Consider the following 21,403-nt stretch of genomic DNA (forward strand, 5'->3'; position numbering starts at 1 on the left):
AGTTCAGGCCATACGGACAGCCGGGTCCACTGCCGATTGGCGGCATGATTGCTGCCTTATTGATTGAGCTGTATGCTCAGTTTTCAAGAGTTGGTTACTTCATAACCGAAATGTGCGCAGGCACACTTGTGAACCGATCAATAGGAGTAGTAAAAGTAGAATTGCTATATAGACTCTGATCATATTTTCCACTAAGACGGATGACGGACAGGATGTTTCCATCGTCTTAGTATATTGGAATTGTCAGGACGCAAGTTGTGCAGCAGCGCAGCTTGCGCTTTTTTTATGCAGGCAATGGGGGGAGAATATGGTAATGTCAAAACAAGCGGCCATATCACAGCAACGGGCACCAATATATGAAGCTCTGCAGCGATTCCGTGAGATGCGTGTTGTCCCTTTTGATGTACCGGGACATAAGAGAGGCCGGGGAAATCCGGAACTGACGGCTTTCCTCGGGAAACAGTGCGTCGGCGTCGATGTCAACAGTATGAAACCGCTGGATAATCTGTGTCATCCTGTTTCTGTCATCCGCGAGGCGGAAGAACTGGCAGCAGAGGCCTTTGGGGCCGCCCATGCCTTTCTGATGGTCGGCGGAACGACCAGTGCCGTGCAGAGCATGGTACTGACCGTCTGTAAGCGGGGAGATAAAATCATCCTGCCGCGCAATGTCCATAAAAGTGTCATCAATGCTCTGGTGCTCTGTGGAGCCATACCTGTATATGTCAATCCGGAAGTCGATGCACGGCTGGGCATTTCTCTGGGTATGCAGCGCCAGCAGGTAGCGCGGGCCATCGAGGAAAATCCTGACGCCGTAGCCGTATTGGTCAATAACCCGACCTATTACGGAATATGCAGTGACCTGCGGGCCATTGTCCGCATGGCTCATGATGCGGGGATGCGATGTCTGGCCGATGAAGCCCATGGTACGCATTTCTATTTTGGCCATGGCCTTCCCGTATCGGCTATGGCGGCTGGTGCCGATATGGCGGCCGTATCGATGCACAAGAGCGGTGGCAGCCTGACCCAGTCCAGCTTCCTTCTGACCGGGCCGGATGTGCATGCAGGCTATGTACGGCAGATCATCAACCTGACTCAGACGACATCGGGAAGCTATCTTCTCATGTCCAGTCTGGATATCAGCCGTCGCCACCTGGCACTTCACGGCCGTGAAATTTTCCATAAAGTCGTCGATATGGCCGATTATGCCCGTCAGGAAATCAATGCCATCGGCGGATATTATGCCTTTGGGCGGGAATTGATGAATGGCGATTCTGTCTTTGATTTTGACAGTACGAAACTTAGCGTCCATACCCGTGACATCGGGCTGGCAGGTATTGAAGTCTATGACCTCCTGCGCGATGAATACGATATTCAGATTGAGTTCGGTGATATTGGCAATATTCTGGCCTATCTGTCGATGGGAGACCGCATACAGGAACTGGAACGGCTGGTCAGTGCCCTGGCAGAAATCCGCCGCCATCATCAGAAAGATCCGGCAGGAATGCTGACTCAGGAATATGTGGAGCCGGAAGTTGTCATGAGCCCCCAGGACGCGTTTTATGCTGATAAGGTCAGTCTGCCTCTGGCACAGAGTGAAGGGCGCGTATGCAGTGAATTCGTCATGTGTTATCCTCCGGGCATTCCCATTCTGGCGCCGGGCGAACGGATTACGGCAGAAATCCTGGAACACATATGTTATGCCAAAGAAAAAGGCTGCAGTATGACCGGATCAGAAGATCCCGATTTGCAGCACATCAATGTCCTGGCGTGAAAGGAAGGGATATCATGGAATTTTGGTTCAGTGAATTTCATACGCCCGATGTCAAGCACAGTATCCGCGTCAACCGCCATCTGTATTCCCGGCAGAGCGAATATCAGCGCATCGATATTTTTGAAACACCGGAATTTGGCCGCGTCCTGACCCTTGATGGCAACGTCATGCTTACCGAACGGGATGAATTTATCTATGATGAAATGATTACTCATGTGCCCATGGCAGTACATCAGCAGTGCCAGGATATCCTGGTCATCGGTGCCGGGGACGGCGGAGTCGTGCGGGAATTGACGCGCTATGACCGGGTACGGTCTGTCGATCTGGTAGAAATGGATCCGGCCGTTGTCGAAGCCTGCCGCAATTATCTGCCGGGCAATGCCTGCCGCCTCGATGACAGCCGCGTTCATATCCATTTTGAAAATGCCCTGAAGTTTATCCGCAGCTGCGAAGCGGAATATGACCTGATCATCGTCGATTCGACCGATCCGTTCGGACCATCTGAGGGGTTGTTTACGAAGGAATTTTATGGCAGCTGTTATCATGCCCTGCGCGATGACGGCATCATGGTCAATCAGCAGGGGAGCCCATTTTATAAAGAAGACGCTCTGGCCATGCAGCGCAGCCACCAGCGCATCGTCAGTACCTTCCCTATCAGTAAGGTCTATCAGGCTCATATCCCGACCTATGCGGCCGGATACTGGCTGTTCGGATTTGCCAGCAAAAAATATCATCCCGTCAATGACCTCGACGCGGTGGCGTGGGAAAAGCTCCATCTCCATACGCGGTACTATACGACGCGGCTCCATGTCGGTTCATTCTGGCTGCCGGCATTTCTGGAAGACATGCTCCAGGAGGTAGAACCCTGATGCTGAAACCTAATGTAGAAACATTCCTGGCCTGTGATGCTTCTTATGAAGAATCCCGCATCGTCCTTTACGGTGCTCCCTTCGATTCGACGACGAGTTTCCGCCCCGGCGCCCGCTTTGGCCCGCCGGCCATACGTCATGAAAGTTTTGGACTGGAAACGTACAGTCCGTATCAGGATAAAGATCTGGAAGACTGTCGGATTTTTGACAGTGGCGATATGGAATTGTGTTTTGGCAGTTCGGAACAGGCCCTGGCCGATATAGAAGAACGGGCGTCGGTGATTCTTGCTGATGGTAAGCTGCCTCTGCTCCTCGGCGGGGAACATCTGGTGACACTCGGTGCCGTACGGGCGGCTGCCCGGCAGTGGCCGGATCTGCACATCATCCATTTTGATGCCCATGCCGATCTGCGGGACGACTATCTGGGAGCAAAGCTCAGTCATGCCTGCGTGCTCCGGCGATGCCATGACATCCTGGGAGATGGCCGGATCCATCAATTCTGCATCCGCAGCGGGGAACGGGAAGAGTTCCGCTTTGCCTGGGAGCATACGGACATGCATCCCTTCGGATTTGGAGGACTGGAACAGGTCGTTGACGAACTGAGGAAACAGAATCTTCCCGTCTATGTTACGATTGACCTCGATTGCCTGGATCCGGCGGCGTTTCCCGGAACGGGGACGCCAGAAGCGGGCGGCGTCTGGTTTCCCGCCCTGCTCAGAGCCATACAGCTCGTTTCCCAGACCCGTGTCATCGGTGCCGATGTGACCGAACTGGCGCCGATGCTGGATGCCAGTGGCGCGTCTACGGCACTGGCCTGCAAAGTCGTGCGGGAGCTGATGCTGGCACTGTATCCGCTGTCATAGTTGAAAATATATGTAGTTCACTATAGATTTCTATATATCTGTTATCTTGTTCGAACTGAAAGGAGACTACTATGAGTAAAGTTCTTGTCATTGGTTGTGGCGGCGTTGCCTCCGTAGCAATTCAGAAATGCTGTCAGGTGAGTGATGTATTTACGGAATTGTGTCTTGCCAGCCGTACGAAATCCAAATGTGATGACCTGGCTGCCAAATTGAAAGGCCACACGGATACGAAAATTACGACAGCCCAGGTAGATGCTGATGACGTAAACCAGCTTATTGCCCTCATCCAGAAGGAAAAGCCGGATCTGGTCATGAATGTGGCGCTGCCGTATCAGGACCTGACTATCATGGATGCCTGCCTGGCCTGCGGCGTCAATTACATGGATACGGCTAACTACGAACCGGAAAATACCGATGATCCCCAGTGGCGTGCCATCTATGAAAAACGCTGCAAAGAAGCGGGTTTCTCGGCATATTTTGATTACAGCTGGCAATGGGCATATCGCAAAAAATTCGAAGATGCCGGTCTCATGGCCCTCTTAGGCTGCGGCTTTGACCCGGGCGTAACCCAGGCATATTGTGCCTATGCCAAAAAACATGAATTCGATCATATCGATACGATTGATATTCTCGACTGCAACGGCGGTGACCACGGCTATGCCTTCGCGACTAATTTCAACCCGGAAGTAAACCTCCGCGAAGTATCGGCTCCCGGCAGTTACTGGGAAGACGGACACTGGATTGAAATACCAGCCATGAGTATCAAACGGGAATACCATTTCGATCAGGTCGGGGAAAAGGATATGTACCTCCTGCACCATGAAGAAATCGAAAGTCTGGCCCAGACCATCCCTGAAGCGAAGCGGATCCGTTTCTTTATGACCTTTGGACAGAGTTATCTCGATCATATGAGATGTCTGGAAGATGTGGGAATGTTATCTACGACGCCGGTTGAATTTGAAGGCCATCAGATTGTGCCGATTAAATTCCTGAAAGCCCTGCTTCCCGATCCTGCCAGCCTGGGACCGCGGACGAAAGGCAAGACCAATATCGGTTGCATCTTTACGGGAACGAAAGATGGCAAAGATAAGACCTGGTATATTTACAATGTCTGCGATCATCAGGAATGCTACCATGAAGTGGGCAGTCAGGGCGTCAGCTACACGACGGGCGTACCGGCTATGTGCGGTGCACTCATGATGCTTACGGGAAAATGGCAGAAACCGGGTGTCTATACGGTAGATGAACTGGATCCGGATCCGTTCCTCGATGCACTGGACAAATATGGCCTGCCCCGCAGCATTGATGAAAATCCGGTACTGGTACCGTGATGGGCGATACGATGTATACGCCGCCATTCTGCTATCTGGAGGGAGGTACTCCCGAGGACTGGTTTGGCCGGCTGCCGACGCCGTGCTATATCCTGGAGGAACGGGCTCTGCGGCATAATGGCGAAATACTGGCCGGACTGGCAGAACGGACGGGATGCCGGGTTCTCCTGGCGCAGAAAGCCTTTTCCAACTACGACCTGTATCCGGTTTTGGAACCCTATCTGGCCGGTACGGAGGCGAGCGGATTGTATGAGGCACGCCTTGGAGCAGAGAAGATGCCCGGCAAAGAAGTGCATGTGTTTTCGGCGGCCTACCGGGATGACCAGTTTGTGGAACTACTGCACTATGCAGACCACATCGTATTCAATTCGCCAAGCCAGCTCATGCGCTTCGGGCGTCAGGCAAAAGTAGCAGGCCGGAGCATAGGCCTCAGGATTAATCCTGAATGGTCTACCCAGGACGGACATGATATTTATGACCCCTGTGCTCCCGGCAGCCGGCTGGGAACGACACGGGAGCAGTGGAATGCCATGATGACCGACGAGGGGAAAGCGCTCCTCGACGGACTCCATTTCCATACATTGTGTGAACAGGATGCGGATGATCTGGCTACGACCCTGAAAGCAGTAGAGACGACATTCGGTGATATCCTGCCCCAGATGAAGTGGCTCAACATGGGTGGCGGTCATCACATTACCCGTCCCGGATACCAGATAAATCTTCTCGAAGACTGTATCCGCACGGCGCAAAAAAAGTGGAATGTTCAGGTCTATCTCGAACCGGGAGAAGCCTGTGCCCTTCATGCAGGCTATCTGGCAACGCGTGTGCTGGATGTGCTGACCAATGGCAATACGAAGATTGCCATTGTCGATACCAGCGCGGCCTGCCATATGCCGGACGTACTGGAAATGCCATACCGGCCGCCACTGTTTGGAAGCGGAGAAGCCGGCGCGCGTCCTTATACGTATCGTCTGGGCGGGCCGACCTGCCTGTCTGGTGATGTCATAGGAGATTACAGCTTCGATAAGCCTCTTGAAGCAGGTGATTTGCTCCTTTTCGGTGACATGGCTATTTATACAACTTGTAAAACTAATACATTCAATGGTATGCCTCTTCCGGACCTCTACGTTCGCCATGAAACGGGCACGATAGAAGAGTTATGCCATTTCGGTTATGATGATTTCCGCTATCGTTTGGGAAAATAGAAACAAAAAAACTTGCCGCACAACGATTTTTACCGTTGTGCGGCAAGTTTTTTTGTGCGTTCAGTCTGTTAGCAATTTGCTGGACAGGTTGTTTTGCAATGGCGTATCCAGATGGAGTATCATCTTTTCCTGACTCAGGACGGGATCGCCGGTGCACAAGGCTTCGTAGATGGCCTTGTGTTCTTTCAGGGTCCGCTCTATGACGCCTTCTTTACGCAGGGAAACGAGAGAGAAATCACTGCTGCGGACGCGGTTGTTTTTGATGATATGGTAAAAATGTTTGTTCTTTGTCGAAGAAATGATGATATTATGGAATTCTATATCAAGGATACAATATTTATCGGCTGACTGATGGTCGTATACGGCCTTTTCCTGGAGTTTCAAATTTTTATCGAGCATGGCTATTTCACTACGGGATGGATCTGCAGCATAGCAGGAGGCCAGGAAAGCGGCACAATACCCCTCGATGGCACAGCGCAGCTGGTAGAGTTCGATGATTTCCCGGCGGGTCACTTCGTGGAGCTGGAATCCCCGGCTGGGAAGGACATCGACGAGGTTTTCCTGACTGAGGCTGAGAAGCGCATCGCGGACCGGCGTGCGCGACATATTCAATGAGGCTGTGATGGCTGCCAGAGAATAGATTTTTCCCTTTTCAAAGGCTCCGTCCATAATCTGGCCTTTTAAATATTCATAAGCTTTATCTTGTAATGATTTGCGTGATTGCATGACATCACATCCTTTTGTTTTTTACAGATACTATATTTATTATATACTTACTGGCAAAGTAATTCCAATAGGACGGTTAAAACTATTTTGTATAATAAAATAACCAGCAATGATATTTTAGCAATATAACTATTATTGACAAACATATATGAGCGATTATAATAATAGTATACCGGTATATCGGTATACCGGATGTGCGTAAATTATAAATTCTAGAATATTATTTTAGAGAGGAGAGAGTATTATGTTCAGGTTCATGCACACAAAACTCCCGGAATTTATTAAAAAAATGTATGTTGCTGTCCACGATGTGGACGACACAAAGACGATGGAAGTCCATGGTCTGGAAAGTCTGCACAGCGCCAAGATGCAGTCGCTGCGTACGGGCCGCATTGAAGAAGCTGTTCATGAAATCGCCGGACGGGATGATGTCAAGCATGTCGAAGTTCTGGTCCTGCCCCGTGTCCCCGAAACGATGCATACGGTTCTCATTAAGGGCAAAGATGAAAACGGCAAGACGACCAAGATTATTATGGAAGTCATCAATATTATCCATCCGACGGAAGAAACGGAATTTGACGGTTGTACGGATATTGAAGACAGAAGACCAAAACTGGGTCTGCACTAAGGAGGCGCATACATCATGAAATATAGAGTTCTTCCCGGCGGGGATATAGATGATAAGATTATACCTGTATCGGTCGTATTTCTCGATGTCAAGGAAATTGAAAAAAGTGGTCTTTCCCAGGATGATGCTATCCGCAAAGTAGCAGCTACCATTCAGGGGCCGGCAGCTATCAATGTATTTGATATGGATGCTGTGACGACTACTAGTGACGGCATTGTCGTCGAAGGGGCCATCGTCCGCATGGGGGCCTCCGATAATGGTAAAGTTAATAATGAATTCGGCATCCTGCCCATGCAGGAAATCATTCTCTCCGATGAACTGGTAGAAAAGGAACCCCATCTGAAACAGTGGAAGAAATTGTTCCCTGAAAAGAAGATGTTCCGCGGGCCGAATCCGAAAGATAAGAAGATTCCTGTCCATAACGTCGTCATTACCGGCCGGGCGTCCAATAATAATTCGGCAACAGAAATGATGAATATCATCACTATGGATGAAGTCCTGTTCCCGATTCTGGGCCAGCTCGAATGCATGCATCACGGCGATGTCCTCGTAGGCATGACCGGCCAGGTCATTTCGGTCGGTATCGGCATGACCGTTGCAGAAATGTATGGCCGTGTATTCCCTCATCCTCAGTTTGAAGCCGGCGATACGGCTCATGGCTCCGGTGCCTATGCCAAGACGCTGAAACAGTACATTCCCTGCATCGTCTGCGATAAGAAAGTCATTGCCCGCCTGACCATCCGTGCTCTCCAGTGCGGCTGTGTACCGGCCCGGGATATCGGCTGTTCGCCTGTTGTTCTGTCCATTGCCCGTGCTATGGGGACTCCTATTGATTTCGACCGCATCACACCGGCTGCTCAGGCTGAACTGGACAGCATCGGCTGTACGCGCGAATGGATGAAACAGACCTCCCATATGACGGCAGAGGAAGTCATCGCTCACGCCGATGAAATCCTGCCGGGTGTGGAACAGGCCAAGAAGTATCATGCAGATGATCTGCTGGTAGAAAAAGAAATCTGATAGAAACAGGGGATTTGCCATGGCTGATGAAAATATTATTGTCTATACGGATAAAACAGTCGTCAAAGTGCAGGGCCTCGATGTCAAGGGACTGGATACGCGGGCGCTGGAAAAAATCCTGATGGATAAATTCCATTCTGTCGTCCGGGTCATCGGCGTTACCGGTTCATCTATCGATATGGATATATACGGCATCGATCCGGAACAAATAGAGAAAGATGAACATGGCCTGATCCAGGCTATCTCAACGACAGAAGGGGTCACAGCGACAGAACTTGCCAAACTGGCAGGGGCAGAAAAAATTGTGCCTGTCGATATCAATCACATTCCTCAGCGGGATCATGACTACTGTGCCCGGGAAAGGTGGCTCCATCATGATTGATACGGCGACGATTATTCCTACGGGTGACGAAATCAAAGCGGGTATCGTCTTTGATACGGACAGCGCGGCCGTCGTACAACAGCTGGTGCGCTACAATCCGGAAATGCAGATTACCCGCATCGCACCGGTAACGGATGAAGAAGATAAAATAGAACAGGCTATCCGCAAGGCAGCTGCCGCATCGGATCTGGTCGTTCTCATCGGGGGAAGCGGTGGCGGACACCGCTACAGTTCTACACTGGGAAAAGATTTTACTCATACGGCGTTGGAAGCGATGTTATCGCCCAGTGCCAGCCGGCAGCTCTTTGGCAAGAACGGACATTTGTGGAGCTGCCTCGTCTGTGGCCGATTGGGGGATGCGCTGGTTTTAAACCTGCCAGGTCCGTTTGTCGAAGCCAGCGCAGCGATTGAAGCATTTGTGAAAAACGCCGCGTCAGACGATTTGGAAAGGATCAACGCAGCCATGGCGGAGGCTGTGAGAAAGCAGTACCCCTGATGAATGATTACAGGGTACGTCTGTATCGGACCTGTCTGTATCAGATGCCGGCAGCTGTTGGCATCTGGTGCAGGGCAGGGGACCTGGAGGGCCTTGATGAGCATTTCAGGCGGAAGCTGACAGCGTATAGAGGGAAAGACGTGCGGTGTATTACGGACCCGGTAGCACTCGATCAGTACCTGGCAGACTATGTAACCTGGCTCTGCCCCGTTTCCGTCGTGGCGGCGGCTGCTAATATAGCGGCCTGGCAGAATGGGCCGCGGACAGGCGGCATTATCGGATCGCTGGGAAGAGAAGTCCATGTCATTGACGAACATATGGCGGAAATCCTTCCTCAGGTCTGGTGTCTGTCGTATCCCGGAGGTCCGGGACTTCTGTTGCAGGGAAGTCGGCAGGCAGCCTGGAAAGTACGGGAATTTCTGGAATATCCGGGTAAACAGTATACCTGCGATGAAATACGGGCGTATTTAAAACAGCAAAAAGTTGTTACTTATTTATATGTTACCGATGGCAGTGGAGGAGAGGGAATCCTTGCTGGTGGCGATGGACAAAAAGAAGAACAGATTTGTTTATCAAATAACAACATAAAGATTTAAATAACAACGGTATGATTTAAAAAGAACGTATATAAGATCAATTGTTCGTGATGATCGTGAAGAAAGAGAGATGAAACGTGACATGTTAGATTTGAAAAAGCAGGAACTGCCTCATCTCATACGGGTGCGGCAGCATTTTCCGACAGATTGTATCAGTGATATTCCAGCCGCAGTGCGGCAGGAACTGGATAAACTGACGCCGGATGATAAACTGCGCGATAAACAGATTGCCATTACGGCAGGCAGCCGGGGTATTGCCAATATTGCGACTATCATCCGCAGCATCGCTGACTATGTCAAGACGAAGGGAGGTCATCCCTTCATTGTTCCAGCCATGGGGAGTCATGGTGGTGCAACGGCCCAGGGGCAGATCGATGTATTGAAAGGATATGGCATTACGGAAGAAACGATGGATTGCCCTATCCGTTCATCCATGGAAACGGTATATCTGGGAGAAACGGAAAATGGTGCGCCCGTATATTTTGACAAGAATGCCTATGAATCGGATGGCATCATTGTCTGCAACCGGGTTAAACCGCATACTGATTTTTCGGCACCCAATGAAAGCGGCATCGTAAAAATGATTGCCATCGGCCTGGGCAAAAAAGACGGCTGCTCGGCCATGCATGCCCATGGACTGGCCCAGTCTATTGCCCAGTCCTGCAAGGTATCGCTGGAGAAAGCCCCCATTCTCTGCGGTCTGGCTATCGTCGAAAATTCCAATGATCAGACATACCTCCTCCAGGGTGTGCCTGTAGAAACGTATATCGAAACCGATGCAAAACTCCAGCTTCTGGCCCGCAGCCTCGTGCCACATCTGCCGGGAAGTCAGTATGATCTGGTTGTCGTAAAGAAAATAGGCAAGATTTACAGCGGGACCGGGATGGATACTAAAGTCATCGGCCGCATCCGCGTTCGTGGCGTAGAAGAACCGACGAGTCCGGATATTCATATGCTCGTTGCTCTGCGCATGAATGAACATTCCTATGGAAATGCGTTAGGCATCGGCCTGGCCGATATTACGACGAAAGGTCTGGTCAGCCAGATTGACCGGGAGTCTATGTATTCCAACCTCATTCCTACGACGTATCTTGAACGGGGGAAGATTCCTGTATATTTCGACACGGAAGAAGAAGCAATCAGCCAGGCTTATGCGCTGGCCAATCCCGGACCGGATGGACGCATTGCAATCATAGAAAACACGCTTCACGTACAGGAGTTGTTGGTCTCGGCTCAGGTAGTGAAAGAAAATCCGGAACTGGAAGTTTTGGAACAAGATGTGCCTGTTGCATACACACCGGACGGCATACTCGATGTGTAACGAATGTAGAGTGACCTGATTCATCTATTCACTGGAGGTGTCATATCATGAATGATGGGAAACAGATTTCGAAAGTTAATGTCGTAGGGGCGTTATCCATTGCGGCACTCATGTTCAGTAGTTATGTAGGGCCGGGGTTTGCCGCAGGGACGCAGACCGTTGCCTATTATCTGAAAGCCGGTTCGGCAGGCGTCATCTGGGGACCACTCCTCGTCGGAATCCTTACTTTTGTCTGGTGCTGGCTGACCTTTGAATTCAACCGGATATACAAACCAAAAGATTATCGCGAACAATCCGATATGATTTATAAAAATCCGGCTGTACGGCAGGTACTGGGAATATTTAAAGATATTTTCTCCATGGTTCAGATTTTCCTCGTAGCCGCCGGCATGATTTCTGGTGCCGCTATTATTCTGGAACAGACTTTTGGTATTCCTAATATGGCCGGGACCTTTCTCTTTGGCGTTTTCATGATTGGCTTTACGTTGAAAGGCGCTAATCTGGTCATGAAACTGGGCAACACCCTGACTATTTTGATTATTGCCATCATTATTTTCATTTTCTTCATCAGTATCGGCATCTGTTGGCCGGCTGCAGACCAATTCATCGAATCGGGTTCGACTGCTGCTGATTATGGCCTTACGACGGGTTATGCCTGGGTCATCGTTTTCTCGTCGATTATCCTCTTTACTTGTGGTGCCAATGCGGCAGTTCCGTCCTGCCTGGTAACTATCAAGAGCAAGAAAGATACCTTCCTGGCTGCTCTCGGTACGGCTGTTCTCTGCGGTGGCGGTACGATGCTTTGCACTATCTTGTTTGCCGCTGGTATGCCTCATATCACAAAAGAAAGCATCCCCATGCTGTATCTCCTTCACGATATCGTTCATTCTGCTGACTGGACACGGTATCTCTATGTAGCCATTGCCGTATCGGCCATGCTTAGTACCGGTGTTGGCCTGTTGTTTGGTATCAGTGAACGGTATCAGCTCCTGGCAGCACGTCACAATATCATGGCCAATAAGACAGCTTTTTATCGCCGTGCTGTCATCGGCGTCGTTGTTACTCTCATCAGTGTTGCATTCAGCCGCCTGGGTATCCTGACCATCGTTGCTAAAGGCTATGTCGCCTTTACGCTTATTTCGGCACCGTTCCTGATTTACATTCTTTTCCTGGCCGTTCCCTGGAGAATCTACAAAGACAAACAGGATGGCACCTATCCGGAACAGAAATAACTTCGTATGGCTATAATTTATACTATCATATCAGTTAAGGGAGGAAGTCATTATGCCGTCACTTCACATTGAATTTTACTCAGATGTTCTACGTATTGATACGGGAATCGAAGTTATTTATCCACAAAATTGTACCCGGACGCCGGAACCGCTGCGAGATGTCATCAAACCGCCGTTCCCCGTACTGTATCTCCTCCATGGCATCATGCGTGACCAGACGGGATGGATCCGCTTTACCAACGTGGAACAGTATGTCATGGATATGGGTCTGGTCGTCGTCATGCCTACGACAGGCCGCGGCCATTATATCAACCAGCCGCATGGTTACCGGTATTTTGATTATATTACGCAGGAACTGCCAAAAGTCATCGGCAATATGTTTCAGGTATCGCAGAAACGGGAAGATACGTTCATTGCCGGCCTCTCCATGGGTGGCTATGGCGCTCTCCATGCCGCTGCCCTCTGCCCGGATCAGTATGCGGCTGCAGCCAGCCTGTCCGGTGTCGTAGATATCGGAGTCATGTATGAATCAAAGGAACTCTATTCTGATGCAGAACGACTCATGACTTTTGATAATAAAGATCCCCGGGGCGGTGAAAATGATCTGGTCGTAGAATTCCAGAATGCCGTCAAAGCTGGTAAAAAACTGCCGAGAATGGTTTGCGCCGTAGGCAATCAGGATTTCCTCCATGATTATAATATTGCCTTCTACAATAAAGTCAAAGACCTGACAGATATTGAACTGTGGACGGAAGACGGTGACCATACGTGGGATTTCTGGGACCGCAACATCAAGCGCGTTCTTCAGTGGCTGCCCATTAAACAGCGTCTGGATGACTATAAACCGCAGTTTGTCGTAAAATAAGAGGAAGGGGTGAGCAGCATGAGCCGGAATGATGACAATAAAAAAGGAATTGTCCTGTTTGGCGGGACATTCAATCCCATTCATCAGGGACATATCCGGCTCTGCTGCAGTGCCTGGAATGCGGTGCATCCCCGTCTGGTGATTCTTATGCCGACCCAGCCTTTTTATAAAGAACTGGATACGGATGCGGCGCAGCGCATTGAAATGTGTCAGAAAGCGGTGGAAGACCTGCCATTCCCTGTAGCTGTCGATGGTTATGAAATTCAGCAGGGGAGTACATGCCGCACCTATGATACGCTTTGTGCAATGAAAGAGAAGTTTCCTGACGATCCGCTTTACCTGCTCATGGGATCTGATACATTCCTTTCCTTCAGTTACTGGTATCGTTGGCAGGAATGTGGACGGATGGCGAGCCTTCTCGTCGGGATGCGCAAAGGGGATGACCGGGAACAGATAGAAATGGTAAAATGCCGGGTGGAAGAAGAAGGCCTCACGGTAAAGCTGATGGATCATCAGGCCGATGCTATTTCCTCTCACGACATCCGCCAACATCAGGAAAAACAGAAGGATGAACTGGCACCGGCTGTCTATGCGTACATCCGGGAACATCATCTCTATGGAAATGATGGGTAACGTTAAATACAAAGAAACGAGAGCTGTCACGATAGGTGAGGGCTCTCGTTTTTTGATAGTAGAGGATAGACGGGAATGAAAAAACCTGCTGCATCGCAGCAGGCTTTTGATATATTTCTATGCAGCTTATTTTGCGAAATAACGGGCGAGGAGACCATCGAATACACGGCCATGACGAGCTTCGTCTTTTGCCATTTCATGAACGGTATCATGGATAGCATCATAGCCGAGCTGTTTAGCCAGCGTTGCGATTTCTTTTTTGCCAGCGCAGGCACCCTGTTCAGCGAGGGCACGCATTTCGAGGTTTTCTTTTGTATCAGCTGTTACGACTTCGCCGAGGAGTTCAGCAAATTTAGCAGCGTGTTCGGCTTCTTCAAAAGCGATGCGTTTGTAAGCTTCGGCAACTTCCGGGTAACCCTGGCGGTCAGCAACACGGCTCATAGCGAGGTACATGCCGACTTCAGAACATTCACCGGTGAAGTTGAGGCGGAGACCTTCAACAACTTTTTCATCGAGGCCTTTGGCAACGCCTACCTGATGTTCGTCAGCATAGGTTTTCGGTCCTTCCGGAACGAGAGTGAATTTTTCTTTCGGAGCACCGCACTGAGGACATTTTTCCGGAGCATCGTTACCTTCAAAAACATAACCGCAAACGCCACATACAAACTTTTTCATAATTGTTACCTCCTGATCATATCAAACATAATTATATAATGGGAATATCTTAAATATCTCGTAACAAATAACTATTATTTATTACGAACACATTATAACAGGTTACTGAGATAAATGCAAGGGTTAATCTTCTTTTGTGCTCCAAGTTTTCCATTCTTCCATCCAGTTTTTCAAAGCTTTCTGGGGAAGGGTATAATCACAAAGTGTTGATTTAAGAGCTTTTCTCAATTCGTCTTCTTTATCACCTAAGGGATAAATGGATTTATATTCATCATATACATCCCAGAAGTCGCGCATGTGGAGATTGGCATACGTACTGCCATAGATTTTGAAACACGTATCGCACAAGGTGATAAAAACGGCTTCTTCATCGTGCTGATTTGCATCGTCAAGACCGCAGCAGCGGGTATAGAGACGAATCTTGTTGCCAAAGAGACGGCGCAGGTAATCATACACATCAGAAACCATTGTAGGCTGTAACTGCAGGAGCTGACAGCCGGGAGCAAAATAAATTGGGTACTGGGCAATGTTGTCAAACGTATCCATAATTGACACCTCTTTTTAATTAATATTTTTTATTTGTTATTTACAAATATTATAACACGAATCACTAGGATTTGCAATAAGCGTTCTGTGTTTCTCCGTAAAATTTAGGGTAAAAAGTCAGGAATACATTATTTTTGATATTTTATATAACATAATAATGGCATTCGTCACTTTCATAATATATTTCTTCTTTTGATATCAAAATTTATATTGTAGACTAGAAAGAAATACTATAAAATGAAAGAGCTTGTAATTGTAACCGTATTTTATAAGGAGATATAGCGTGAAGAAAATAGGGCTGAGTACACAGATTTTTTTGGGATTGGCACTGGGTGCGCTCATGGGATATGTGGTTCCTGATCTGGCAGGTCATTTAAAGCCGTTTGGCGATGCGTTCCTGCGGATGATCAAGATGATTGTCGTACCGCTTATTTTCAGCACCCTCGTTATGGGGATTGCCGGGACTGGCGATTTTAAGAAATTGGGACGTCTGGGCGGAAAGGCTATTATTTGGTTTGAATTTGCGACGACCATTGCCCTGGCTATTGGTTTATTTGTCATGAATGTGACGGAACCCGGCGTGGGCGTGCCTTTGTCGGCAGCCACGGCTGGTTCGGATGCAGTTGCGGCGGCAGGACAGAATAGCATTGACATGGTGCAGTATGTACTTCACATTATCCCCACTAATATTGTCGATGCTGCTGCACGGCAGGATATGCTCCAGATTATTTTCTTTGCCTGTTTCTTTGGCGTTGCCGTTGCCCATATTGGAGAAAAGGGGACGCTCATCGTCAATTTCTGTCAGAGTGTGGCAGAAGCTATGTTCAAAGTGACTAACTATGTCATGCATTTTGCCCCTCTGGGGGTCTTTGCCATGATTGCGTATACGGTAGGCAGTTATGGTATAGCCATGCTGATTCCACTGGGAAAACTGATTCTTTCTGTCGCTGGGGCCACGGCGTTGTTTATTGCCATTGTAGCCACGATTGCCAGTGTATTTACAAAAATTAATTTTTTCCACCTGATTCTGGCCCTGAAAGATATTCTTTTCCTTGCCTTTTCTACTGCCAGCAGTGAAGCGGCTTTGCCCGGCGCGATGAAACGTCTCCACCGTCTTGGCGTACCCGAAGCGACGGTGACTTTCGTCATGCCGACGGGATACTCTTTTAACCTTGATGGCTCGACACTGTACAGCTCGGCAGGAATCTTGTTTATCGCCCAGCTTTATGGCATCGCCATGCCTATCGAGCAACAACTTCTGGTCATGGTGACGCTCATGCTTTCCACCAAAGGCATTGCCGGTGTCCCCGGTGCCGGCATTATCGTCGTCGCCGCGACAGCTGCCGCCTTCAACCTGCCCACAGAAGGAGTAGCCATTCTCCTGGGAATTGACCGCATCCTCGATATGATCCGGACCATCTGTAACGTATGTGGCAACTGCATGGCAACGGTTGTCGTATCCTGCTGGGAAAAAGAACTGAATAAAGATAAGTTTAATAGATTATATAAAGAATTTAGAGAAGAAAAATTGTAACATTTGAAAATGCTCATAAATAAAGGACTCCATTTCAGTAAACTATAGCTGGAATGGGAGTCCTTTTTAATAGGAATAATAAATGTTTGTCCTATTTATCTGGCGGCGTATTGCGGAATATCTTAAATGATGGATTTACCGTTCCTATATTCATATAACGGGCTTTATAATCTTTTAGCAAATCTTTGAATTTGTTCCTTAGGAAAAATAAAGCTAACAAGTTAAATCCTACAGGGAATACGAGTGTGATGTTTACCAGAGTCCAGAATAAATCAGGGCCATTTCCCGTTAAAACGATAGAAGATACAATAATAATGTTAGGCAGAGGATATAAATACTTTAAAAGCGTCGTCATGCGATCGCGGAAATGAGGATGATCTTTGAAGACGAATTGAATAATAGAAACATAGTAAGTGAACCAGCCTGTGGTCGTTGTCAAACCAAATAATACGGCGACCAGACCAATTAGCACGACGCCAGGATAGCCGTATACGCTGTTATAAGCCATGATTGTCAGGGTAGCACCGAACTGGCCGGAATCCCAGACTCCCGTTACTAATACAGAGAGTGCTGTTATCGTACTGATGACAATGGTATTGATGAATACGTCGAAACTGCCCCAAAGCCCTTGCCGGACTGGATGAACCGTATCAGCAGACCCATATATGAGAGGACTGGATCCTTGCCCGGCTTCGTTGGAATTAATGGATCTGGCTAATCCATCGTTAATTGTCTGGATAACCGTAGCTCCGGCAAAACCACCAACAGGTGCCGTATCAGAAAAGGCACAAGTGAAGATTTGATAAAAAGCATGGGGGACTTGTTCTATATTGGCAACGATGACGCCAAGGCCGAAGAGTATAAAAAGAACGCACATAAATGGGACAACCCGGACGGCAAAAGATGCAATCCGCGGTACTCCATTAAAAATGATATAAAACAAAGCGGCAGAATAGATAAGAGTTATGATAATCATATCGAAGCCGAATGAACGGTTCAATATTTCGGCAATAGTAAATACCTGGGATCCACCAAGAAATTGAGCGACGAAGCCGAATGAAAAGAGTAGTGCCAGATATTTTGCTATGGTTGGAAAATGCATGTCCTTTCCAATGCCATCTGCGATAAAGTATACGCTGCCCCCAAAGTATTCCCCTTTTTCATTTTTATAACGATAGTAACAGCCCAGGGAGGTTTCAGCACACTTGATGATCATACCAAGTACTGCCCATACCCACATCCAGAAAATTGCCCCGGGACCACCAGTAGCAACGGCAGTGGCAACGCCTCCGATAGCGGTACAGCCTACGGCACCGCCAATAGCAATACAGCCGGCCTCGATGGGGGAAACAGTCCCTTTTCTCTTGGAAAACGTTTCTTTTGATTCGGAACTCCAGAGGGAACAAATTGTGTGTCTGATAATATGACAGAAGTGGAAAATAGGAAAACATCGGCTTGCATACATGAAATAAATACCAATAAAAATAATAAAAATAATAAAGGGCCATCCCCAGAGAAAGGCATTTATTCCGGTGATAATATTGTATAGCATATCGTAACCTCCTGGGTTATTCATGCTTTTGGCAATAATACGCGTTTATGCCTGCATAAATAATATAATCAGATAAACGATAATAAAAAATCATAAACAATAAAAATGAAAAATAAGTATGATATTTTTGCATACATATAGCTGCAAAGAAGCAGGGTTATAACATTTTATTTTAAATAATTGTTATAACCCCGCTGCTGTTACAGAGAGTACCTTTTATTTATATGCAATTTCTAACGCATTCAGGAAATCATTGACTAAATCATCTGTTTCTTCTATGCCGCAGGAAATTCGGAGAAGTCCATCGGTAATACCCATCTTAAGTCGTTCTTCCCGCGGTACATCATAATGGGAAGACATGACTGGATACGATAAAGTTGTCCGGTAACCGCCTAAGGTCATAGCATAATGAGCAAAACTCAGAGCACGCATAAATTTATTCATTTTATCGCGATCTTCAGGAAGTTCGATGCTCAGCATACCACCAAAACCATTAAACTGTTTGGCAGCTAATTCATGCTGTGGATGATTGGGGAGGCTGGGATGATTTACTTTTAATACATAAGGGCTGGCATCCAATGCTTTTGCCAGGGCAGTAGCATTTTTAGCCTGCTGGCGGACACGAAGCTGGATTGTACGGAATCCCCGCGATACGAGCCAGCTTGAAAATGGATCTGCCTGCGTGCCAATTAACACTTGTAAATCATAGGCCTTCTTTATGAGAGAAGCTTTACCGGTTGCAGAACCGCATACGGCATCGCTGTGACCATTAGCAAATTTAGTAAGGCTATTGACGACAATATCAGCGCCCAGATCGAGTGGACGGCACTGGACACAAGTCATGAATGTATTATCTACTACAAAAATCGCATTATTATCATGCGCTATATCTGCGATTGCTTTAAGATCTGGTACGGTAATCATCGGATTGGATACGGTTTCCGTGTATAAAAGAGCGGTGTTCGGACGGATAGCTTTCTTTACACTGTCAATGTCCGTAAAGTCGGCGAATGTCGTTTCTACACCATAATGACTCAAAACTTTTGTGAAAATATCAATCGTTTCTCCGTAGAGCGTCATGTCAGACACGATATGATCGCCCGCTTTAACGTTGGAAATAATTGTGGTGGCAATGGCGCCCATGCCGGAACTGCAAGCAATAGAATCTTCACCATTTTCTGCGTAAGTCATTAATTCGATTAATGCGCTGCGGTTTGGATTGCGATTACGATTGTAGCAAAAACCATGTTCATCATAACGTTTTTGTAAATCATCCAGGTCTTCTACATTAAAGGCTGTAGTCATATAAATAGGAGTGGCTTCCGGGTTGGTAGCCGGTTCATTAATGTAGATGCCTTTTGAAAGAACATCTGTACCGAAACTGAATTTTTTGTCTGTTTGTTTAAACATGTTGTAAGACCTCCTGTATTTGACGTGTCTCCAGTATATTGTCTATAGCCACAATAGAGTCAATGTCAAAATGTCTGTTTTTTCACGTTGACTCTATTGTAGCTATATAGTTTAAGATTAGAGCCACAAGACAAATGCATTTGTAAGTTGGGACAACTTTATCTGAACTGGAGGTAGTGCATATGTTAGCACATACGCTGAATGCTATAAACGATTTTTTCTGGAGCATTCCATTCATTGCATTCGTTATTTTTGTAGGGGCTTATTTTACGATAGGGTCTAAATTTTTTACGATTTTTCATTTTGGACATATTATAAAGAACACGTTTATGAGTATGTTCAGCAAGGATGCCCATCAAAAGTCGGAAGGCCATGTTTCTCCATTTGAAGCGATTTGTGTTTCTGTTGGCGGTAACGTCGGCATGGGAACCATCGGTGGTGTAGCAACAGCTGTTGCTACTGGTGGACCGGGTGCCGTATTCTGGATGTGGTTATGGGCTTTCTTTGGCATGATGGTCAAAATGGTTGAAACGACCTTAGGGTGTTATTACCGCAGCCGTAATGAAAAAGGTGAATATTACGGTGGTGGCACTTATATGCTGGAAAAAGGGATTGCTCATGAATTGCATCATCGTAAATTTGGCACGGTTCTGGCTGTTCTCTTTGGGATAGGTTTTGTTGCTCAGTTTTTAGGTGGTTCCCAGGTATACACCATTTCAGAAATTTTAAAAACAAGTTTTGGTATTGACCAGATGCTGGTTACAGTGTTATATACGGCTTTATTGTATTATGTCATTTACCACGGAATTCCCGGTGTAGCAAAATTTGAAAAATACGCAACTCCTTTTAAATGTTTGTTATACCTCGTAGGATGTTTGTTCTTGATCGTTTTTAATTATCAGAATATTCCACATATGTTTTATCTGATTTTCCATGATGCTTTTACAGGCACTGCAGCTGTTGGCGGTTTTGCCGGTGCCACTATTGCCAAAGTTATTGGTGATGGCGTTGCTCGTTCCATTAATGCCAATGAAGCTGGGCAGGGTTCTTCTCCTTTTATTTATGGATCTGCTGATACTCCGCATCCAGTACGTCAGGCTTTATGGGCATCATTCGACGTGTTTGTAAACACGATGATTGTTTGCTCCCTCACTGCTTTGTGTGTTATTGCTACAGGCGTTTGGGACTCTGGTATTAAAGGGGCATCTCTGAGTATTGCCGCTTTTGAAACGGCTTTCGGTTTTGGTGGGGATATCTTCCTTGGTATCGTAGCGATTCTCTTCGGGATTACCGTAACGAGTGGTTGGTTTACATTCTATGTAGCTGTCATCAATCATGGTTTTAGAAGCCGCCCGATTCTTCGCGACCGTTTAGTAAAAATTTTCAAATTTGTATATCCAATTCCAAATTTAATCATTGTTGGTTCTATTGTTTATACTGGCAACGGCCCGGATCTTTTCTGGACAATCGTTAATATTACATTGATTGCTCCGGTTGCTACAAACTTACTGGGATTGTTGGTATTGCGTAAGAAATTCTGGGCATTACTGAAAGACTATAAAGCCCGGTATATGGGTATTGGTGAAGTAGATCCTGATTTCTGCATCTTTTATGAAGATGATCCGGAAGTCTTTGCTCAGGAAGAAGCAATCCGGCAGAGAGCCCGTGAAATTGATGCCAAAGCTCACGCTAACAAGTAAAGTTGCATAGTGCTTTTATAAAATGTATATAAGCCACTCATAAAATTT

Annotated in this window: 21 protein-coding genes; 16 read left to right on the forward strand and 5 right to left on the reverse strand. The window is 47.3% G+C overall.

Going from position 1 to position 21,403, the window contains the following annotated elements:
• Positions 1-313: 313 nt before the first annotated feature.
• The 5 genes from B2U90_RS05135 to B2U90_RS05155 all read left to right on the forward strand — a co-directional run bounded on the left by B2U90_RS05135 (position 314) and on the right by B2U90_RS05155 (position 6,039).
• Positions 314-1,771, forward strand: coding sequence for an aminotransferase class I/II-fold pyridoxal phosphate-dependent enzyme (locus tag B2U90_RS05135; protein ID WP_152333738.1), 1,458 nt, complete (start codon positions 314-316; stop codon positions 1,769-1,771).
• Between the two features lie 14 nt (positions 1,772-1,785).
• On the forward strand, positions 1,786-2,640 hold the full coding sequence (speE, locus tag B2U90_RS05140) for a polyamine aminopropyltransferase (RefSeq protein ID WP_292017274.1): 855 nt from the start codon (positions 1,786-1,788) through the stop codon (positions 2,638-2,640).
• Positions 2,640-3,503, forward strand: a complete 864-nt coding sequence (gene speB, locus B2U90_RS05145) for an agmatinase (RefSeq protein ID WP_059075434.1) — start codon at positions 2,640-2,642, stop codon at positions 3,501-3,503. Before speE ends, speB begins: the two co-directional genes overlap by 1 nt.
• Before the next feature lie 71 nt (positions 3,504-3,574).
• The gene (locus B2U90_RS05150; RefSeq protein ID WP_075581339.1) at positions 3,575-4,834 is read left to right on the forward strand and encodes a saccharopine dehydrogenase family protein; all 1,260 of its coding nucleotides are present in this window, start codon (positions 3,575-3,577) and stop codon (positions 4,832-4,834) included.
• Positions 4,834-6,039 (forward strand): carboxynorspermidine decarboxylase, encoded by a 1,206-nt coding sequence (locus B2U90_RS05155; RefSeq protein WP_292017275.1) that lies wholly within the window; start codon positions 4,834-4,836, stop codon positions 6,037-6,039. Before B2U90_RS05150 ends, B2U90_RS05155 begins: the two co-directional genes overlap by 1 nt.
• A gap of 60 nt (positions 6,040-6,099) precedes the next feature.
• Here the strand turns inward: B2U90_RS05155 and B2U90_RS05160 are convergent, their stop codons facing one another.
• A complete protein-coding gene (locus B2U90_RS05160; protein WP_292017276.1) occupies positions 6,100-6,765 on the reverse strand; it encodes a GntR family transcriptional regulator in 666 nt (221 codons plus the stop codon).
• Positions 6,766-7,009: 244 nt separating this feature from the next.
• On the opposite strand from B2U90_RS05160, the gene B2U90_RS05165 reads away from it, so the two are divergent.
• The 9 genes from B2U90_RS05165 to nadD all read left to right on the forward strand — a co-directional run bounded on the left by B2U90_RS05165 (position 7,010) and on the right by nadD (position 13,938).
• A complete protein-coding gene (locus tag B2U90_RS05165) occupies positions 7,010-7,393 on the forward strand; it encodes a hypothetical protein (protein ID WP_059075431.1) in 384 nt (127 codons plus the stop codon).
• Between the two features lie 15 nt (positions 7,394-7,408).
• Entirely contained in the window at positions 7,409-8,413 is a 1,005-nt protein-coding gene (locus tag B2U90_RS05170; protein WP_059075430.1) for a hypothetical protein, read from the forward strand.
• 19 nt (positions 8,414-8,432) lie between these two features.
• The gene (locus B2U90_RS05175) at positions 8,433-8,795 is read left to right on the forward strand and encodes a hypothetical protein (protein WP_059075429.1); all 363 of its coding nucleotides are present in this window, start codon (positions 8,433-8,435) and stop codon (positions 8,793-8,795) included.
• Positions 8,788-9,291, forward strand: a complete 504-nt coding sequence (locus tag B2U90_RS05180) for a molybdopterin-binding protein (RefSeq protein WP_059075428.1) — start codon at positions 8,788-8,790, stop codon at positions 9,289-9,291. Before B2U90_RS05175 ends, B2U90_RS05180 begins: the two co-directional genes overlap by 8 nt.
• Positions 9,291-9,887: a hypothetical protein gene (locus B2U90_RS05185; RefSeq protein WP_292017277.1), complete on the forward strand. Its 597-nt coding sequence runs from the start codon at positions 9,291-9,293 to the stop codon at positions 9,885-9,887. The genes B2U90_RS05180 and B2U90_RS05185 overlap by 1 nt, the downstream gene beginning before the upstream one ends.
• An 82-nt stretch (positions 9,888-9,969) precedes the next feature.
• Positions 9,970-11,208: a lactate racemase domain-containing protein gene (locus B2U90_RS05190; protein ID WP_292017278.1), complete on the forward strand. Its 1,239-nt coding sequence runs from the start codon at positions 9,970-9,972 to the stop codon at positions 11,206-11,208.
• Positions 11,209-11,255: 47 nt separating this feature from the next.
• Positions 11,256-12,440, forward strand: a complete 1,185-nt coding sequence (locus tag B2U90_RS05195; RefSeq protein WP_292017279.1) for an amino acid permease — start codon at positions 11,256-11,258, stop codon at positions 12,438-12,440.
• Positions 12,441-12,492: 52 nt separating this feature from the next.
• Complete coding sequence (locus B2U90_RS05200; RefSeq protein ID WP_292017280.1) at positions 12,493-13,305, forward strand: alpha/beta hydrolase; 813 nt, start codon at positions 12,493-12,495, stop codon at positions 13,303-13,305.
• Positions 13,306-13,323: 18 nt separating this feature from the next.
• Complete coding sequence (nadD, locus tag B2U90_RS05205) at positions 13,324-13,938, forward strand: nicotinate (nicotinamide) nucleotide adenylyltransferase (protein WP_292017281.1); 615 nt, start codon at positions 13,324-13,326, stop codon at positions 13,936-13,938.
• Between the two features lie 126 nt (positions 13,939-14,064).
• Here nadD and B2U90_RS05210 read toward each other — a convergent pair whose 3' ends face one another.
• On the reverse strand, positions 14,065-14,613 hold the full coding sequence (locus B2U90_RS05210; protein WP_059075422.1) for an NADH peroxidase: 549 nt from the start codon (positions 14,611-14,613) through the stop codon (positions 14,065-14,067).
• A 123-nt stretch (positions 14,614-14,736) separates the two neighbouring features.
• A complete protein-coding gene (locus B2U90_RS05215) occupies positions 14,737-15,159 on the reverse strand; it encodes a hypothetical protein (protein ID WP_059075421.1) in 423 nt (140 codons plus the stop codon).
• A gap of 283 nt (positions 15,160-15,442) precedes the next feature.
• Here B2U90_RS05215 and B2U90_RS05220 point away from each other — a divergent pair, with 283 nt between their 5' ends.
• Positions 15,443-16,693, forward strand: coding sequence for a dicarboxylate/amino acid:cation symporter (locus tag B2U90_RS05220; protein WP_292017282.1), 1,251 nt, complete (start codon positions 15,443-15,445; stop codon positions 16,691-16,693).
• A 91-nt stretch (positions 16,694-16,784) separates the two neighbouring features.
• Here the strand turns inward: B2U90_RS05220 and B2U90_RS05225 are convergent, their stop codons facing one another.
• On the reverse strand, positions 16,785-18,245 hold the full coding sequence (locus B2U90_RS05225; RefSeq protein WP_292017283.1) for an alanine/glycine:cation symporter family protein: 1,461 nt from the start codon (positions 18,243-18,245) through the stop codon (positions 16,785-16,787).
• Positions 18,246-18,461: 216 nt separating this feature from the next.
• Positions 18,462-19,655: a trans-sulfuration enzyme family protein gene (locus B2U90_RS05230; protein ID WP_059075418.1), complete on the reverse strand. Its 1,194-nt coding sequence runs from the start codon at positions 19,653-19,655 to the stop codon at positions 18,462-18,464.
• A 182-nt stretch (positions 19,656-19,837) separates the two neighbouring features.
• Between B2U90_RS05230 and B2U90_RS05235 the strand changes: the two genes are divergently transcribed.
• Positions 19,838-21,355 (forward strand): alanine/glycine:cation symporter family protein, encoded by a 1,518-nt coding sequence (locus B2U90_RS05235; RefSeq protein WP_150824642.1) that lies wholly within the window; start codon positions 19,838-19,840, stop codon positions 21,353-21,355.
• The last annotated feature ends 48 nt before the right edge of the window (positions 21,356-21,403 follow it).

It is taken from the genome of Megasphaera sp. UBA4233 (assembly GCF_002395615.1).
Classification (GTDB): domain Bacteria; phylum Bacillota; class Negativicutes; order Veillonellales; family Megasphaeraceae; genus Megasphaera; species Megasphaera hexanoica.

Excerpts from the sequence above, each read along its gene's own strand:
- speB (WP_059075434.1), top strand. The coding sequence starts at position 2,640 with ATGCTGAAACCTAATGTAGAAACATTCCTGGCCTGTGATGCTTCTTAT.
- B2U90_RS05215 (WP_059075421.1), bottom strand. The coding sequence starts at position 15,159 with ATGGATACGTTTGACAACATTGCCCAGTACCCAATTTATTTTGCTCCC.
- B2U90_RS05155 (WP_292017275.1), top strand. The coding sequence starts at position 4,834 with ATGGGCGATACGATGTATACGCCGCCATTCTGCTATCTGGAGGGAGGT.
- nadD (WP_292017281.1), top strand. The coding sequence starts at position 13,324 with ATGAGCCGGAATGATGACAATAAAAAAGGAATTGTCCTGTTTGGCGGG.
- B2U90_RS05180 (WP_059075428.1), top strand. The coding sequence starts at position 8,788 with ATGATTGATACGGCGACGATTATTCCTACGGGTGACGAAATCAAAGCG.
- speE (WP_292017274.1), top strand. The coding sequence starts at position 1,786 with ATGGAATTTTGGTTCAGTGAATTTCATACGCCCGATGTCAAGCACAGT.
- B2U90_RS05150 (WP_075581339.1), top strand. The coding sequence starts at position 3,575 with ATGAGTAAAGTTCTTGTCATTGGTTGTGGCGGCGTTGCCTCCGTAGCA.
- B2U90_RS05230 (WP_059075418.1), bottom strand. The coding sequence starts at position 19,655 with ATGTTTAAACAAACAGACAAAAAATTCAGTTTCGGTACAGATGTTCTT.
- B2U90_RS05190 (WP_292017278.1), top strand. The coding sequence starts at position 9,970 with ATGTTAGATTTGAAAAAGCAGGAACTGCCTCATCTCATACGGGTGCGG.
- B2U90_RS05195 (WP_292017279.1), top strand. The coding sequence starts at position 11,256 with ATGAATGATGGGAAACAGATTTCGAAAGTTAATGTCGTAGGGGCGTTA.
- B2U90_RS05165 (WP_059075431.1), top strand. The coding sequence starts at position 7,010 with ATGTTCAGGTTCATGCACACAAAACTCCCGGAATTTATTAAAAAAATG.
- B2U90_RS05200 (WP_292017280.1), top strand. The coding sequence starts at position 12,493 with ATGCCGTCACTTCACATTGAATTTTACTCAGATGTTCTACGTATTGAT.
- B2U90_RS05210 (WP_059075422.1), bottom strand. The coding sequence starts at position 14,613 with ATGAAAAAGTTTGTATGTGGCGTTTGCGGTTATGTTTTTGAAGGTAAC.
- B2U90_RS05135 (WP_152333738.1), top strand. The coding sequence starts at position 314 with ATGTCAAAACAAGCGGCCATATCACAGCAACGGGCACCAATATATGAA.
- B2U90_RS05175 (WP_059075429.1), top strand. The coding sequence starts at position 8,433 with ATGGCTGATGAAAATATTATTGTCTATACGGATAAAACAGTCGTCAAA.
- B2U90_RS05170 (WP_059075430.1), top strand. The coding sequence starts at position 7,409 with ATGAAATATAGAGTTCTTCCCGGCGGGGATATAGATGATAAGATTATA.
- B2U90_RS05160 (WP_292017276.1), bottom strand. The coding sequence starts at position 6,765 with ATGCAATCACGCAAATCATTACAAGATAAAGCTTATGAATATTTAAAA.
- B2U90_RS05235 (WP_150824642.1), top strand. The coding sequence starts at position 19,838 with ATGTTAGCACATACGCTGAATGCTATAAACGATTTTTTCTGGAGCATT.
- B2U90_RS05185 (WP_292017277.1), top strand. The coding sequence starts at position 9,291 with ATGAATGATTACAGGGTACGTCTGTATCGGACCTGTCTGTATCAGATG.
- B2U90_RS05225 (WP_292017283.1), bottom strand. The coding sequence starts at position 18,245 with ATGCTATACAATATTATCACCGGAATAAATGCCTTTCTCTGGGGATGG.